Source organism: Sphingobacterium kitahiroshimense (genome assembly GCF_025961315.1).
In the GTDB taxonomy this organism is placed as follows: domain Bacteria; phylum Bacteroidota; class Bacteroidia; order Sphingobacteriales; family Sphingobacteriaceae; genus Sphingobacterium; species Sphingobacterium anhuiense.
In genome coordinates, this window is the sequence record NZ_JAOQNK010000001.1 from 3,981,028 (window position 1) to 3,998,274 (window position 17,247).

Below are 17,247 nucleotides of genomic sequence, written 5' to 3' on the forward strand. Positions count from 1 at the left end.
TTTTTGTATCTTTACAATGTGGATTGATCATCATGTTTAGACATCGAGATAAGGGACGGAATTTTGTACACAATGTGCAGCTGGCAGCATTATTGTCCGTAGTTTCTGGTGTAGTGAATATTGTAGGAGTTCTTTCTTTTAGGACATTGACGACAAATGTAACAGGGCACTTTGCCTTTTTTTCTGAAGAGCTTTTTCGGAATAACTATGGGTTAGCTTTCTTGAGCATACTCTATGTGATTTCATTTTTCCTTGGTGCTTTCCTGGCAAATACAACCTTAGAAATGACTTCTAAAGATACTGTTCATTTTTCTTACACATTACCTCTTGTTATTGAAATTTCTCTTCTTGCAGTTGTTACTTTCTGTTTACATGATTACTCAGTTTGGCTATCTTGTTTATTATTGGTCGCGATGGGTTTGCAGAATGCGCTTGTCACAAAGATATCAGGTTCTGTGGTACGTACGACTCATCTGACGGGACTGTTTACTGATCTAGGTATAGAATTATCGCAAATGATTTTTTACAAAAAAAGTAATGAGCGGAAACTTCTGAGGGGGGCTATTGGACTCAAGGTAATCATTATTGGTGGATTTTTCCTTGGTGGAATTATAGGAGCATTTTTATATGTATGGTTTGACCGAAAAACGTTGCTTTTACCTATACTCATATTATTGATTGCACTTTATTTTGACCGCATCCTTTTGGGATATTACCGGTTCAGAAGAAAAAAGCTGGGAAGCCATGATTAAATAAACAAATGCAGCCTAAATGATTTTTTTTCAAAAGTTGAGTAAACCTCTACATGCAGTATGTTCGAGATCAAAACTTATTGGAGACCTCTTCCCATCCGCTCCAATAAGAGACAATTCGAGTGCCGACAGGTGTTTGCCTAAGTTGTTTTCTAAAATATTCTGTATATACATAATAGAGTTCTTGGTCCGGCAAGATGGAGTGATCTATTGTTCTTTTTTCTTTCAGAATGTTTCTGTATAAAAAAAGTACCATACTGCTGGTATGCAGTACGGTACTTCAGTATGCTTAATTTGTTGCTCCTTGATTAGCCATTAATGGCCAGCCTGGATTTTGGTATATGCTTGAAGATTCGGGTGAACCGTCTGGTGAAGTTATGGTAAAGTGGCTCATGGCAATTGGATTTAAATAATGTGCACTGATCCATTTATACCCGTCGAGGACTAAATTGGTTGCCGCTAAGTTGATGCGGTAAGGTCTAAGATAATTGCTTTCAGACTGCAGGGAAACATTGGCTGTTTTTCCTGCAGTATTTGGCTGTATCAACGATGAAACTCCTTTTTCATCTTTATACCATTCTTGCATAGGTCCCCATATTTTCATGCCTTCAACAATATAAGGTTTTGCCGCAAGTTGGTCTAATGCTCTCCAGCGTTTTAGATCTGCAAAGCGCATGCCCTCAGCAACTAATTCCAGGCGTCTTTCTCTCCGGATATTATATAAAACTTTATCCGATAATAATTGTCCGGCAGAATAGGCCCCGAAATCACCTTTTGCTTCCATATTCATATCGGTATTATTGACCGTATTCATATAGTCGGTGTTGACTCCAGCACGCTCCCTGATTTGCGTCCAGTATGCCCGCGCCTTAGCATTGACCGAACCATTTTTAAGGTAACTGGCTTCGATATAATTTAAGTAAGCTTCAACGGCTCTGAATACAATAGAACCGGTGGTGCTTGTTGCACCTTCGGATTGTGCAATCAGGTAATTGAATCCTTTCTTAAGGGCATAACCTGTTACATATCGAGTTTCAGCAATACCCAAAATATCCGGTTTTCCCTCTGCGATATCTTGCCCATTGGTATTCTTTCGATCGGTATAGCTTAGCTCTCCCGGAGCTTTCATAAAGATCTGTAAACGGTTATCGCGGTCAATTTTTACATCGCTGATTAAATTATCGCCTTTATATCCTGAATTTGCTGCATAAATCGGTAATCCGTTTGCCATGGTAAAGTTTTCGACTAATCCTTTTGCATAACCCGAATTCCCTGCATTTCTGTTCATGTAATGATTGACAGCATGTGTAACATTCAAAGGTAGGCTATACTGTCTCCAAAGAAGCACTTCACTATAGGCATTTAGGTCAAAATCTCCAAACATTTTGAAATAAGGATTATTGGATGAGTTAAAGCCATTATCTTTTGTATTGTTAACTAAAGCTACTCCATCTGCTACCAACTGCGCAGACGCTATGGCCTGTGTCAGGAAGTAATCGATTTCCTGATCGATGTTCATGGCGAAATTAGGATTTGATTTTGCTCCTGGCCATCCTGGTCCGCCGGGTACTAAAGCTGTTCCTTTATGGTATTTCAACCAGGTGGCTTCATGTAGTGCCACACGGGATTTTAACAATAGTGCAGCATTTTTGGTGATCCGAGTTTTCCCGGAAGCAGTTGTTGCACTGAGTAAAGTAGCCGCAGAATCCAGATCTGCGATGATAAAACGGGCAACTTCATTTCGGGGTTTACGAGTGGAAATAACGGTTAATTCCTCCAGGTTATCTTTTACGGTATTTTTTAAGATGGGGAAATCTCCCAATGCCTGTACTTTGTTGAAGTATTCGTAAGCCCGTAAGAAATAGGCTTCACCGATATAATGCTCAATATTGAGCTTATTGCCCGTTATGCTGTTACTTTTCCATTTGGGAACTACCGATTCGATGAAATAATTGACCTGACGGATATTCGTAAAATCCCAGTCTCCACCTGTAGCGCCTACCCGCCATTCGCCGGGTACCCAACGTGTCGCATAGCCCGAAGTTACTTGATTGTCTGTCCCGTTATCATTAGCAAATGTACCCAATCCCCAACCTCCATGTGTTGGAAAATTGTAACGGGTAATGGTATATGCAGCGAGATCAGCTTCTGTATTTAAGTACTCTGAGGGTGTTACATCGGACAAAGGTGCTCTATCCAAATATTTATTACAGGATAATAATGTACTAAAGGCAAGTACCGCTGCGCAGAGTTGTTGTATCTTATTTATATAGCTCTTTTTCATTATTCAAATCATTAAAAATTCACACTTAATCCAAAAGAATAGATGGTTGAGAACGGGTATGATTTACCATCGTTCCAGCCACCTAAACCAACCGTCTCCGGGTCAAATACTTTTGCCATTTTTGTAAATGTCAATAGATTCTCTCCGGAAGCATATACACGGATTTTTGACAGTCCGATCTTTGATAATAAAGTTGGGTTGAAGGTATAGCCGAGCTGCGCATTTTTTAACCGTAGATAAGCGGCATTCTGTATATATCGTGTCTGGGTCTGCTGGTTCTTTTGGGTGTTGAAATAAGGTCTTGGTAGGTAGGCATCGGTGTTGATCCCCAGCACATCGTTCTGTACCATCACTGAATTCTCGTCCCTAAAGAAATCCATGTTTTCCTGGAAACCTGCGGATTGCCACATACCGCCATTGGCACCCCAGAAATAAGGTCCGTTGGGCACGTGATCCCGTTTTCCAATTCCCTGAAGAAATACCCTAACGTCAAATCCTTTATAATTGGCAGTAAGATCTAAACTGTATCTAAAGCGGGGTAGGCTATTGCCGATAATGCTCATATCACCAGGATTGGCCAAGGTATTTGCTCCATTATTTACTTGTCCATCTCCATTTTTATCCAAATACATAACATCTCCTGCTTGCCATTTGGTAGCGAAGGATTGTTTGGTATTGGCAATATGTGCATCCATCTGCTCCTGAGTCTGTGCGATACCTAGCGTTGTATAACCCCAGATCTCTCCGTTCTTTTTACCGTTATACCATTGGGTAAAATTTCCGGTTGAATTAGGGTATTTTGTGATGGTCTGTTGATCGTCTGATAATACAGCACGTACGCCATAGTTGAAATCTCCGATATCGTCTTTCCATGAAAGTTCAACTTCAAACCCTTTAGAGTACATTTCTGAATTATTGATGCGAGGTACCGCTGTTCCTAAAATCGCAGGTAGATCGGGTGCGGGGCCAATCATATCATAGGTATTTCTTTTATAGAGATCAAATGCGAGTCCTAAACGATTGTTGAGAGCCGCGACATCCAATCCCAGATTCCAGCTGGAAACACGTTCCCAGGTTAAAGAAGAGGAAATTAAATTTGGAGCACTTGCCGAATTTGGTTTCACACCATTGAGTAACCAGCTACCTTGTCCGGCTGTAACAGGCATGATGGAATAGAAAGGATACCAGTTGTCTGTTCCCTGATTACCGAGTTCTCCATAAGATCCTCTAATTTTGAATAGTGATATTTCAGATTTTAGAGGCCAGAAGGCTTCGTTGGAAATATTCCAGCCTGCAGAAAATGAGGGGAAGAGATTCCATCGTAAGTCTGTCGGAAATCGAGATGAACCATCGTAACGGGCATTTAATTCCAATAGGTAACGGTCTTTATAGCTATAATTGACCCGGCTAAAAAATCCTGCAATAGCCCAGTGCTGATAACCACCATTGGTTTTAGGGTCTAATGTTGCGGTATTTAAAGTAGGGATATCGTCTGTGATCAAACCGCTCATAGTTCCGCTTAGTGTTCTGTACTTATTCAATTCTGAATTGAATCCTGCCAGAACTGTAAACTGGTGGTCTTCGGCAATATTGAAACTATAGTCTGAAAATAAATTGGTACTGAAGTATTCATCTTTTCGAGCAGTTTCCGCGACACTGGTTCCGCCAGCACTGTTGTAACCGACCGGAACAAGGAAAGGTTCTTTGTTTACAGCATAAGCATAAGCTTTTAAGATTTCCCCGTGATCATTCCTATTGGTGATTCTGTAATTGACATTACCGGTGATGTTCCAACCTTTGACCGGTTGATATTTTAACTGGATCTGCTGATATAAAAAGTCTTTTTGGTAGTTGGTACGTCCTCCGTCCAGTAATTGATTTATTTCTGAAGGTTCTGAAAAGAATCCATTATCATCGCGTACAGGAACGGTTGGCCAGCGTCGGGCTATATTATGATAATAAAGGTCATTCATATGCGTTGCTTTATCAAAATCTTCTCTTACAAACCGGGTATTTGTTAATAGATCTAGTTTATCGGAAATTTTGACATCTAATTTTGTAGCAAATGAAAAACGTTTGAAATTATCGTTTGCATATTTATTTAAACCATCCTGATCCATATAATTCAGTGAAGAATAATATTTAACACGGTCTGATCCACCGTTCACACTCATGGTATGTTCATGTGAAGTGGAGAAGTTTTTATAAAATTCTTCAAACCAGTTGGTATTGGCGTTCGATCCGGTATAGTACTGCCATTTTCCATCTGCACCCGCTGTGGAGACGGTACTGATTTCTCCATTTTGATAGGCAATGATTTTATCAAGGACAGTTTGTGAAAATTTGGCCGCTTCGCCATCATTCGCTGCGACCTCATTGTAATAGTAAGCAAATGTTTTAGAATCCAGCATGGTTGGTAAACCTCGTGGTGCACTTAACCTGATATTGTTGTTGTAATTGACCACCGGTTTTCCGATTTTCCCTGCCTTTGTTGTAATTAAAATAACACCGAAAGGAGCTCTAGAGCCATATATAGCGGCTGAAGCAGCATCTTTTAAAACGGATATATTTTCGATATCCTGAGGATTTAGCGCATTCATATCGCCCTCCATTCCATCGATCAATACCAATACAGATGAAGAGGAACCAACACCGATTGTACCTGCTCCGCGTATATTGACACTCATGGTTTGGTTAAGTTCGCCACCTAGACCAGCAGTTTGCAGATTTAGTCCCGGTACCATTCCTTGTAGGGCCTGTCCTAAGTTTTGCACAGGTCTGGACTCAAGTTGCTTTGCGCTGACCGTAGAGACGGAACCCGTCAAATTTATTTTTTTCTGTGTGCCATAGCCAACGACGACAACTTCGTCCATGGCAGAAGCGTCCTCCTCCAAGGTGATACTCATCTGCGCTGAAGCGATATTTTCGATTGTTTTAAAGCCTACATAACTAAAAACTAAGGTTGATCTGGCATCTTTTACTGTTAGTGTGAATGTGCCATTTTCATTTGTAGTCGTACCATTATTTGTCCCTTTTTCTCTGATGCTTACTCCTGATAGAGGACTATTGCCGGATTTATACACTTTACCGGAAACAACCAACTGTGTTTGTACAGGTTCTGTTATCACAGTTTTAGCGGTTTCCAATTTGGGCTTAATCAAAATTGTGTTGCCATTCCATTCGTAATCAAAGGGTTGTTCTGCTAATACCAGTTCCAGGGTACGTTGTAGCGGCAGTCTTTTTATATCTACAGAAACAGGTTTTGCTTTGCCGATTAATTCAGTATTATAAACCATCCTGATTCCTGTCTGTTTGCGAATACTGACGAGTACTTCTTTTAAGCGGGCTTCTTTTACGCTTAAGCTTATTTCTTGCGACAGTACATTGGCGGAAACCTGTAAGCTCACAATAATAAGGAAAGTTGTTATTTTCATTTTTAGGAAAAAACCATTACATAAGATTGCAGGGATTTCCTTCAAAAAAATGAAAAATAATTCCCTACAATGCATCATTTTATTTATACATTTGTTCATTAGGTGATTGATTAGTAATACTTTAAGTTTATTTGGTTACCTTTTAATTGGTTCAGTTGCATGGCGGTGCAACTGGATTTTTTTGTTTTTAGGTGTTTGTTTAGTTGTTTTTTATCATAGGCATATTTTTTAGTAGGTTTTGAATGGATAATTATTTTTCAACTTTTATCGTATTTTGCTTGAATTGGAATTTGACCGGTCCTGTCTTTTCCAGCATTTTCAATACATCTGAAAGTCGTACTTGCTTGGATAATTGTAGTGTATATCGTGTTCTTGGAAGTGAATTATAATCCACTTTTACATCATACCATCTTGCAATGACACGTAATATGGACGCCAATTCTTGATCTTCAAATAGAAAATCACCATTTTTCCAAGCCATAACAGATTCTATATCAGCTATGCTCTGTTTTGATAGGCCAGAATGATGATCGGTCGTTACTTTAAAATTGGGCCTCATGAGAATGGTTTTTTCATCTTTTCCATGTAATGATCGAAGTGCAATTTGCCCCTCTAGCAGGGTTGTTTCTGAATAGCTTTCATCTTCATAAGCATTTACATTAAAATGGGTCCCTAAAACCTGGATTTCCTGCATGCCGTGCTGCACAGTAAATGGAACTTTTTTCTTTGCCACTTCAAAGTATGCCTCTCCCTGCAGCTGTACTTTTCTTTGGTGGCTAAAATCTAAATTGTACGAGAGAGAAGATGCTGAATTTAACCAGACATGTGTTCCGTCTGGAAGTAAAACTTCATATTTGCCCCCACGAGGTGTTTCTATGCTATTGGTACCTTTCAATCCTTTTGCTTTTGTATCCGCAATGATATACAGGAGCTGGCCATCATGATTGCTTTTCACCGTCAAACCTTTTTCTTTTAACAATGTCAGATTACTGCTATTGCTATCATCAAGTGAAATAGTGGTTCCATCCGCAAGTCTTAAGATGGCTTTATTCGTTCCTGGCATGATCTGTTCAGCTTGTTGAGACAGGTCTACTTTGGAAGTATTTTCAAGCTTTTGATTGAAATAAAGCATTCCAGTAATGCTCAGCATGATTATTACTGCCGCAGCTACCGGAAACCATCGTTTCCAATTTATAAATCTGCTCTTTTGAAAATGGATTTGATTTTCAATCTTGGATAAAATCGCCAATCGGCGCTCATCTGTAAAGAATGCTTCGTCCAATTCTTTTCCCTTACCATAGGTCTCATGAAATCTGGACAATAGCTGTTCTTCTTCGAAAGATGTTTCACCTGCGAGATACCTATCCAGTAATGCTAGAATTTCTTTTTGTGTCAAAATTTATGGTTATATGTATATATGAGTAAAAGGGATGATCTATCCCTAGGCAAAAATTGATTTTTTTTAAGGATGGAGTAGAAGAACCATAAATAACTCCACGCTGAGGGTTTTTCCCAGATTACTCCTTAAGAATAGTAGCGCATTTGATATATGATATTCAACTGTTTTCGTGCTAATGGCCAATTTTTCAGCAATTTCTTTATGTGAAAGATGCTCCAGACGGCTTAACTTGAAAACTTCTTGGCAACGGGAGGGAAGTGCATCGATGATCTGATTGATCTGTTGATCGAGTTCCTTATATTCCAATAGTTCTTGATTGCTATCGGTGCTCAGCGTATCCATAAAGTTTACAATATCTTCTGTAATAGTCTTACGTCTCAATTGTCTCAGTACCTCATAACGTACAGATGCGTATAAATATGATTTTAAAGATATTTTAATGAACAGTTTTGAACGGATTTCCCAGAGGTTTACAAATACTTCCTGAATGGCATCTTCACATTTGTCATGGTCCTGTAGTATACGGTAACTGGATTGGTATAAGTTTTTCCAGTACTTATTGTATATAGCGGTAAGTGCTGAATGGTCATTATCCCTCAACTTTATCAATAGCTCGTCATCCCCAAATTGAGTGTTTTTCATAAAGCGGTTTTCTAGATACCCAATATATGTAGTATTTTTATAAATCACAAATTATGTAGTACATAATATATGGTTTTCAATCTTGTTATTGCTTTGGAAATTAGTTTTTTATAGGTATGCATGTGGCGAGTGTTAACGCTGTTTTGCGGATCGGATTTATGAGTTTAAATTTATTTGTAGTAATAGTCTTTTACAATAATGATACGATTAGATATAAATCTTTCGGTTCGAAAATGCAAAAAAAAGACTGCCCCCACATAAGTAGAGGCAGTCTTTTTGTATTTGATAAATGCTTATTTAATAATTTTTATTTTGAACTAAACTTCCTTTTCCTGCATCAATGGCACTTTGTGGTATCGGCCAAAGTTCATTTTTACCAGCAGTAAACGTTCTTTTTTCCACTAGGAATCTATCGGTTAAATTTGTAAAAGTAACTTCACCTGTAGTCGAATTAACTGATCCTTTAGATAAACTTCCATAAACAGTTGTATTCATTACATCTTGGGCAACACCCCAACGTATAATGTCAAATCTGCGTCTGCCTTCACCTGCTAATTCAACTCTAAATTCACGCCTAACCAGCTCTCTTAGCTTAGCTTGAGAGGCATATTCGGATTCATTTACTTTTGGTAAACCTGCTCTTATTCTTACCTTGTTCAGTTGATCATAAACTGTAGCATTTATTTGATTTAGTTCAATTTTAGCTTCAGCATTTAGCAGTAAAATCTCCGCATATCTTTGTACAATAATATTCACGCCTACATTCCACACATTACTATAAGATGAAGGGTTTTGAAGATATTTACGGTAATTATATCCTGAATTAGATGCGTTATCTGCACTTGCTGGGTGATCTTTGGTATCGCCTAATGGGTCGAAGTATTTTCCAGCATACAATGCTCCAGGGTATACAATAGTAGCAGCTAGTCTTGGATCTCTATTATCATATGGTTTGGCAGGGTTGTAAGTCGTAGAGGAAGCAATGGTTTTTCCGTCTTTCGTTTCATATGCGTCCACAAGATTTTGGACAGGAATAATTGAACTCCAACCCCCGATGGTATTCGGCATCATAATACCTAGCTCAGTATAACCAAATGTATTTTCTATATATTGGATATCTGAAATGACTTCTAAGTTATTTTCGTTAGCGGCCTCAAACAGATTAGCATAGTCATTAAATAATTGATAATGGTTGAAATCTATGATTTGTTGAGTTGCCTTCAAAACATCAGCATGTTTATTCTGAAAAGCATATGTTCTAGCTAAAAAACCTAAGGCTGCCCCTTTTGTCATTCTTCCTTTTTCTGCTTGAACGACAGGTAGATCTGCTGCTGCAGCTATTAATTCATCTTCGATAAATTTAAATACTTCTGCCCTCGGGTTAGCTGGAACGGCAGAATCTTCTATGGCTAAGGTTTTGGTTATTAAGGGCACATCTCCGAAAAGAATGGCTAAATCTAAGTATCGATAAGCGCGCAGTGTTTTTACTTCTGCTGTTAATCTTTTCTTCAAATCAGCAGCAATTGGAGCTTTATCAATATTCTCTAAAATCCAGTTTGCTCTCCTAATATGTGTGTAGGTGAATCTTGAACTCGCATTACCTGGGTTTGTCGGGTTGAATGATCCATTACCGATTTGTTGAAAGCCTTCGTGTGAAAAATCATTATGTGAATTGTCTGAGGCACAATCCATGTAAAAGATCTGGCTGCCGGACTCCCATCCATTATATAATCCCGTTACTGCAAAAAGTGTTTCTTTTTCTGACGTCCAAAACGTTTTTTCACTTAATCGGTCTAATGGCTGTTGGTCTAATGACTCGCAAGAAGCTAACCCTAAGGCACATGCCAATATGATGTATTTATATTTACGTAACATTTTTTTTCTTTTAAAAGTTAACATTCAAACCAAAAATATTGGTCTTTACCTGTGGGTAATAATTTCCTCTTGAATCTGCTGGTGCTTCTGGATCAAATCCGTTGGCAAATCCTGTAATTGTCAATAAGTTTTGACCACTGTAGTATACTTTCGCTCCTTTGATACCAATTTTGTTCAATACACTTTGTGGTATATTGTATCCTAATGTGATATTTTTTAAGCGGACATAGCTTGCATTTTGAACCCAAAAATCGGAAGGATTAGTAGATGCTGAATTTTGACTCCAAGAGGTTAACGCTCGAGGCATAGAACCATTTGGATTATTGACAATATGGAAACGGTCGGCATAAATTTCTGTTGGTTTATCCGAACCGGTAATGCTACCTAAGGCTTCACCCCAGAGGTATCCTTTTACATCAGCAGCGCCTTGCCAAAACATATTAAGATCAAAATTTTTGTATGAGAAATTAGTTGTAAGGCCGAAAATGAATTTTGGATCAGGGGAGCCTAGATAAACACGGTCATTACCATCGATTTTACCATCACCGTTTTGATCTTTATAGATTAAATCTCCAGCGCCAACATCTCCTGTGACACCTGTAACTTTGGAATTAATATACTCTTCATCGGAACGGTAAATGCCCAATGTCTCATAACCATAAAATGAACGAAGTGGTAAACCACGATCGCGGACATAAAATGTAGAATGTGGCTCTGCGGCATCTGATTTCCACTCTAGGATCTCATTCTTAATGTAAGATGCATTTGCACCAATGTCAAATTTAAACTCTCCAGCTCTATTAGCATAATTTGCTTGAACTTCTAAACCTCTATTTCTAACTTTTCCTGCATTTTGAGTCGGAGAAGGAAGTCCAAATTGAATTGGTATAGGTAAAGTTGTATACAAACGATCGGTCGTGCGATTGAAATAATCGATTACAAAACTCCAGTTGTTTTTAAAGTTTAAATCTAAACCGATGTTAGAACTTACTGATCTTTCCCAAAGCAAAGCTGGATTTGCGGCAACAGAAACGGCACCTCCAGACGATAAGGCATTGCCAAATGCATAGTTAAAGCCAGAGTTTATGGTGTAAATACCTGGATACCACTCGTCATTGGTAGGATAAGCGTTTTCACCTACGCCAGTTAAAGTTTGATTACCTAAGATACCCCATCCACCTCTAAGTTTTAATTCAGATATGGAATTTGCTAAACCTGAATTCTGAAAGAAATTTTCCTGTGCTATTCGCCATCCTGCAGAGAATGATGGGAATGTGTTCCACTGATTGCTACTGACAAATCTGGATGAGCCATCTCGTCTCACATTGGCTTCAAATAAATACTTATCAGCAAATACATAATTTACACGACCAAAATAGGATCTTAAAATCAATTTTTTAGCTCCACCATTTGCCACTTGTCCAGAAGGGTCTCCTAGAACTAATTCTTGTAATTCAGTTCCTAAAAAATTCTGACGATATGCACTCGAAAAATCGGCACGTCTTGTTTCGTCCATAAAACCACCTAAGACATTAAGTTGATGCTTACCAAAAGTCTTGTCATAGGTTAGTAAGGATTGAAGCGTTAATAATTCTTCTTGATTGTTATAAACCGTTAAGTTATTTACACCTTGTTTTTGACTTGGTAAACCTGTGGTGTTATCATAGAATTGAATTTCCTTTACAAATTTTGAGGACATATTATCTCTAGGCTGGAAACTCACGACCTGCTTAAATTTCAGTCCTTCTACGATTTGATACTCAGCGGATACATTGATGTTGGCATGTTTATAGATCATGGCATCAGTTGATTTCATATCTAACCAGGCAATGGGATTTCCATCACCGTAATAGCCATAATATCCATTGGAGTATTTATAGGGAATGAAAGAAGGTATCCGATTGGCCTGCCTAAAAATTTGAGCCATATCTCCTGTATATGGATTTACAGGTTCATTGATCCGTTGATAGTTGTAGGATAAACCTAAATTCATCGAAAGCTTTGATGTAATTTTAGCTCCTAGATTTGTTCTAAAGTTATAACGGTCTGATTTAGCGACATCAATAACACCTTTCTGATCCATGAAACCCAAAGAAGCCATGTAATTTACCTTTTCGGTAGCACCAGAATACTGCAGATTGTGTGACTGCTGTAGACCGCTTCCAGAATATAATAAATCTAACCAATCGGTATCGGGGTATTTATCGGGATTAGATTTATTTTTGAATCCTTCTAAGTCTGCTTCTGAAAATCGTAGTGCTAACTTTTGATTCGCCAAGGCTTCATTCAAGATAACAGCATGATCGTATGATCGCATGTATTTAGGTAAGCGTGTCGGATCTTGCCAGCCAGCATAACCGGTATAGGTTAATTGCGGATCGCCCATTTTCCCTTTTTTTGTCGTGATCAAAACAACCCCATTGGCGGCTTTAGATCCATAAATGGCAGCACTAGGGCCATCTTTAAGGACAGAGATGTTTTCAATATCATTGGGATTGATGTTGTTCATGGAGCTCTCCACACCATCTACCAAAACTAAAGGGTTGGCATTGTTGGTGGTACCCAGTCCACGGATACGAATCGTTCCACCGTCTTTCCCGGGTTGACCTGAATTTTGAATGATGGTTACTCCTGCAAATTTACCTTGTAAGGCCGTTGATACATTGGTTACCGGACGATCTTGTAGATCTTTACTGCTGATTGCTTGTACTGCTCCAGTTAGGTTGACTTTTTTCTGTGTTCCAAAACCAACCACTACAACTTCATTCAACGTTTCATTGGATTCGGTAAGCTGTATAGACATGTTTCCAGATGTGATAACACGTTCTAATTTTTCAAATCCAACTAAAGAAAAAATTAAGGTTTGTCCTGAATTGGCTTTTATTGAAAATTGTCCTTTTTTATCAGTTGAAGTTGCGATTGTGGGATTTTCCTTGACAGTAATTGTGACACCATTAAGGGGGCCGGAACTGGAGGATACTGAGCCAGAGACAGCTTGTTGCTGGTTGAGTTGAAGTTGTACAATAATTTTATCTGTATTACTTGCATGTACATGATTTGGCATAGTCAAAGCCAACATGAGGGCAGATGTAATGGGATAAAAGTTAGTTACAAAAAAAGGTTTAGTAATCTTTTTTATCATAATGTTTTAATTAGTGAGTGTGGTTTATATTATGATTTGTCATCATAGGTGTCCAAAATACACCAAAAAAAATTAAAACAAAAGAGTTGAAAAAAGACAATCGATTGCGTAAAATGCTTCGTTAAGTATTTACAATTACAGATTATAAAAGACATCTAACGTAAATAAATTTATTCTATTTGCTCTTTGTGATCTTGTATTAACAAAAAGAAATTGCGACTAAATTCAGCTACTTAACTACTTAAGAAGTTTTTTGTGCTATTGTATAACGAGGTGATATCTCCTAATATATCCGTCATTAGCTTGCTTCATTTTTATGGAAGCTTAAACATAATGTTATGTTAACACAGCCTTAACCCATAATTGATCTTACATGCGTAGTATTGCAACAGTTTTAAACAACCCTGCAATTGCTTGCTGTGTTTTGAAGACTTATGAAGAATGAAAAATAGAAGAATTAAATTTTATCGGTATCCTGTATCTAAAGCTACCTCTTTGCTATTGATCGCAGGATTAGGAATGACGACTGCTGAAGCGAACAACAATTTTTTTTCTAAGCAGGAAACCTTAGCGATCAAACAACAAGGTATAATCGTTTCAGGACGTGTTGTCGATACAAAAACAAATGTTCCTATTGTGGGAGTTACGGTTTTGGTGGAAGGTAAAGCTCTAGGAACAACAGATGCACAAGGTAAATTTGAAATTAAGGCCCTACCGAATCAACAGGTAACTTTTAAAAGTGTGGGATACCAGCCGGTAAAGCGCACTTTTACGTCCAATGCACAGCAAGTTGTCATTGCTTTAGAATCTTCAGACGTTGCAATTTCTGAAGTTGTCGTGACGGCTCTGGGAATTAAAAGAGAAGCAAAATCACTAGGTTATGCAGTTAGTACCATCAGCAGTAAGCAGATGACCGATGCGGCATCCAGCAATTGGGTGGATGCGATGAAAGGCAAAGTTGCGGGTCTTAATATTACACAAGCGAGTTCAGGTCCTTTGAATACAGCTAGAATTACACTTCGCGGTGATCAATCCTTAGATCCGACGAAAAATGAGGCCTTGATTGTTGTTGATGGTGTGCCTATGGTAAATGGTCGCTTTAGTTCTGGCGTAACGGATGCTTACGGAGCTGGATCGAGTGGTGCAGATAAGGATGTACCGGTCGATTTTGGGAATGGGCTTGGTGATATCAACCCGGATGATATTGAGTCGATCTCCGTGCTAAAGGGTGCAGCTGCGACTGCATTATATGGAAGCAGAGCAGGTAATGGTGCATTGATCATTACGACAAAATCGGGCAAGCGCAATGGGAAGGGGATGGGCGTTACGGTCAACTCCAATACGAGTTTTCAAGATATCTTAAAGATGCCCGACTTGCAGTATGAATATGGTCAGGGAAACTTGAATCGGAATGCAGCGGGTGAATTGTATTACTCTTATGGTCTTAGCGAAGATGGTGCGAGTACGGGGGGGACTTCCAGTGCCTGGGGACCGAAATTTGATGGACAGCTGTTTTACCAATATGATCCGGCTGTTGAAGGTCAGGGTGCTACACGTACTCCTTGGGGACCTTATAAAGATGGTGTAAAAGGTTTTTTTAAAACCGGTGCGACTTATATGAACAGTGTGGCATTGGATGGCGGAAATGATAAATATTCGGCCCGCGGTTCCATCACACATACCAAAAATAATTGGATCATGCCGAACACAGGCTTTGAACGTCTGGTAGCATCGTTCAATACAAGTGCTCAAATTAGTGATAAATTGAAATTAAATTTAAAAGCTAATTACACGAATAAGACGAGTGATAATCTGCCTGCAACGGGGTATAATAATCAGTCGATTTCCTACTTTATGATCTTTCAAAATCCAAGTATTGATTTGGATTGGTACCGCCCGATGTGGCAAAAAGGTCAGGAGAATATTAAACAGATCCATCCTTTCAGTTCCTATATTGAAAATCCATTTGTTATCGCCAATGAAATGACCAATAGCCTAAATAGCAATGGTTTTGATGGAATGGTACAAGGTGTATATACGTTCAATCCGAAATGGGAATTGATGGTACGTTCTGGTATGAATATGAACTCTAACCTGCGCGAGCAACGCCGTCCTTGGGATACAGCAAATTTCCCTAAGGGCTACTATAAACAGCAGGATATCTTCTATTTAGAGTCGAATACTGACGCCTTATTGACGTATAACGATCAACTTACACCAGACTTTAAGATCCGTGCTACAATGGGTGGTAACTTGATGAAGCGGAATATCAAAGAAGCTGCAGGGATAGCTCGGGGTCTAAATATACCAGGAATATATAAATTGAGTAATGCCCTGACCAATGGTTTGGCCGATGGAAACAATTTAACACGCAGAGAGATTCAAAGTATGTTTGGTTTGGTGAATTTATCATGGCAGGATAAAATTTATGTGGATGTTACCGCTCGCAATGACTGGTCTTCAACATTACCTGCGGAAAACCGCTCTTACTTCTATCCTTCGGTTAGCAGTAGTTTTGTCTTAAGTGATCTGATGACTTTACCAAAGGCGATTTCTTTTGCCAAATTGCGTCTATCTTGGGCACAGGTTGGTAATGATGCAGATCCTTATCAAACGAGTAAATATTACTCAAGTTCTATTTTCCCAGGGTCAGCAGAAGCTCCTTCAAAATTACATAATGCGGAACTGAAGCCCGAAATTTCGACTTCTACGGAGGCTGGATTGAATGTTGCATTCCTGAACAATAGATTGACGGCTGATATCAATTTTTATTACAACCGCTCTAAGAACCAGATCTTAACGGTGCCTTTAGATCTGACAACGGGATACAGTTCTGCCATCATTAATGGTGGTTTAATCCGAAATCAAGGTCTTGAAATCAGTTTAACGGGTACACCGGTTAAAAATCAAAACTTCCAATGGAATACGACCTTGACCTGGTCTAAGAATGATAACAAAATCTTAGAATTAAGTGAGGGAGTAGATACACCGCAGCAGATTATTGCTTCTAGTGGGTCTGGCGCTGCACAGATTATTGCAACGGTTGGTGGATCTACGGGTGATCTGTGGGGATATGGCCTGGTAAGAAATGATGCTGGACAGGTTCTGATTGATGGAAAATCAGGACTTCCTGTTCGACCATCGGATAAGGTGAAGATAGGAAATGCCTATGCCGATTGGAGGGGTGGATTCAGCAATGAATTCCGATATAAAAACATCAGCCTAAGTGCTTTGATTGATGGACAATATGGGGGTATAGTATATTCCCAAACGCACCATAAAATGTCTGAACAGGGTAAACTGACCAACACGTTGAAGGGACGAGAGACAGGAATGATCGCTGGTGAAGGTGTGATTGCCAATGCTGACGGAACTTTCAGCCCAAATACAAAAGAAGTGCCTATCAATACCTGGTATGGTGATTATTACCGTCGTGCGAATGTCGAGACGAATAGTTTTAATGCTTCTTATTTAAAACTTCGTGAAGTACGTTTTGAAGTCGCTTTACCTAAAAATTTAATATCCCGCTGGAAAGTGAATAGTGCTTCTATCGCCTTTTTCGGGAGAGATTTATTTATGATCAGCAATTTCCCGATGTTCGATCCGGAGACTGCCGCATTAAACGGTGCTACGATTATGCCGGGAGTGGAAATGGGACAAATGCCGAGCACAAAAACATATGGTGTTAATTTGAGAGTGAGCTTTTAAGGAGGAATTTA

The 17,247-nt window shown here is 39.0% G+C and carries 8 protein-coding genes; 2 read left to right on the forward strand and 6 right to left on the reverse strand.

Translation table 11 applies throughout. The annotated features are described in order from the left end of the window. The first annotated feature begins 32 nt into the window (after positions 1–32). Positions 33–752, forward strand: a complete 720-nt coding sequence (locus tag M2265_RS17600) for a YoaK family protein (protein ID WP_132769662.1) — start codon at positions 33–35, stop codon at positions 750–752. Positions 753–1,041: 289 nt separating this feature from the next. Here the strand turns inward: M2265_RS17600 and M2265_RS17605 are convergent, their stop codons facing one another. From M2265_RS17605 to M2265_RS17630, 6 genes are all read right to left on the reverse strand, one after another. Further along, on the reverse strand, positions 1,042–3,036 hold the full coding sequence (locus tag M2265_RS17605) for a RagB/SusD family nutrient uptake outer membrane protein (RefSeq protein WP_132769660.1): 1,995 nt from the start codon (positions 3,034–3,036) through the stop codon (positions 1,042–1,044). Positions 3,037–3,047: 11 nt separating this feature from the next. After that, positions 3,048–6,470, reverse strand: a complete 3,423-nt coding sequence (locus tag M2265_RS17610) for a TonB-dependent receptor (protein ID WP_132769659.1) — start codon at positions 6,468–6,470, stop codon at positions 3,048–3,050. 250 nt (positions 6,471–6,720) lie between these two features. Next, the gene (locus tag M2265_RS17615; protein WP_132769657.1) at positions 6,721–7,866 is read right to left on the reverse strand and encodes a FecR family protein; all 1,146 of its coding nucleotides are present in this window, start codon (positions 7,864–7,866) and stop codon (positions 6,721–6,723) included. A 66-nt stretch (positions 7,867–7,932) separates the two neighbouring features. Further along, entirely contained in the window at positions 7,933–8,511 is a 579-nt protein-coding gene (locus M2265_RS17620; protein WP_132769655.1) for an RNA polymerase sigma-70 factor, read from the reverse strand. Positions 8,512–8,808: 297 nt separating this feature from the next. Continuing rightward, positions 8,809–10,386, reverse strand: a complete 1,578-nt coding sequence (locus tag M2265_RS17625) for a RagB/SusD family nutrient uptake outer membrane protein (protein WP_165905872.1) — start codon at positions 10,384–10,386, stop codon at positions 8,809–8,811. A gap of 10 nt (positions 10,387–10,396) precedes the next feature. Continuing rightward, positions 10,397–13,528 (reverse strand): SusC/RagA family TonB-linked outer membrane protein, encoded by a 3,132-nt coding sequence (locus M2265_RS17630; protein WP_237682835.1) that lies wholly within the window; start codon positions 13,526–13,528, stop codon positions 10,397–10,399. Between the two features lie 441 nt (positions 13,529–13,969). On the opposite strand from M2265_RS17630, the gene M2265_RS17635 reads away from it, so the two are divergent. Then, entirely contained in the window at positions 13,970–17,236 is a 3,267-nt protein-coding gene (locus M2265_RS17635) for a SusC/RagA family TonB-linked outer membrane protein (RefSeq protein ID WP_243655403.1), read from the forward strand. Positions 17,237–17,247: the final 11 nt, after the last annotated feature.

What these genes read in the sequence shown, in the direction of transcription:
- M2265_RS17630 (WP_237682835.1), bottom strand. Translation starts at nt 13,528, where the DNA reads ATGATAAAAAAGATTACTAAACCTTTTTTTGTAACTAACTTTTATCCC.
- M2265_RS17635 (WP_243655403.1), top strand. Translation starts at nt 13,970, where the DNA reads ATGAAAAATAGAAGAATTAAATTTTATCGGTATCCTGTATCTAAAGCT.
- M2265_RS17605 (WP_132769660.1), bottom strand. Translation starts at nt 3,036, where the DNA reads ATGAAAAAGAGCTATATAAATAAGATACAACAACTCTGCGCAGCGGTA.
- M2265_RS17610 (WP_132769659.1), bottom strand. Translation starts at nt 6,470, where the DNA reads ATGAAAATAACAACTTTCCTTATTATTGTGAGCTTACAGGTTTCCGCC.
- M2265_RS17625 (WP_165905872.1), bottom strand. Translation starts at nt 10,386, where the DNA reads ATGTTACGTAAATATAAATACATCATATTGGCATGTGCCTTAGGGTTA.
- M2265_RS17620 (WP_132769655.1), bottom strand. Translation starts at nt 8,511, where the DNA reads ATGAAAAACACTCAATTTGGGGATGACGAGCTATTGATAAAGTTGAGG.
- M2265_RS17600 (WP_132769662.1), top strand. Translation starts at nt 33, where the DNA reads ATGTTTAGACATCGAGATAAGGGACGGAATTTTGTACACAATGTGCAG.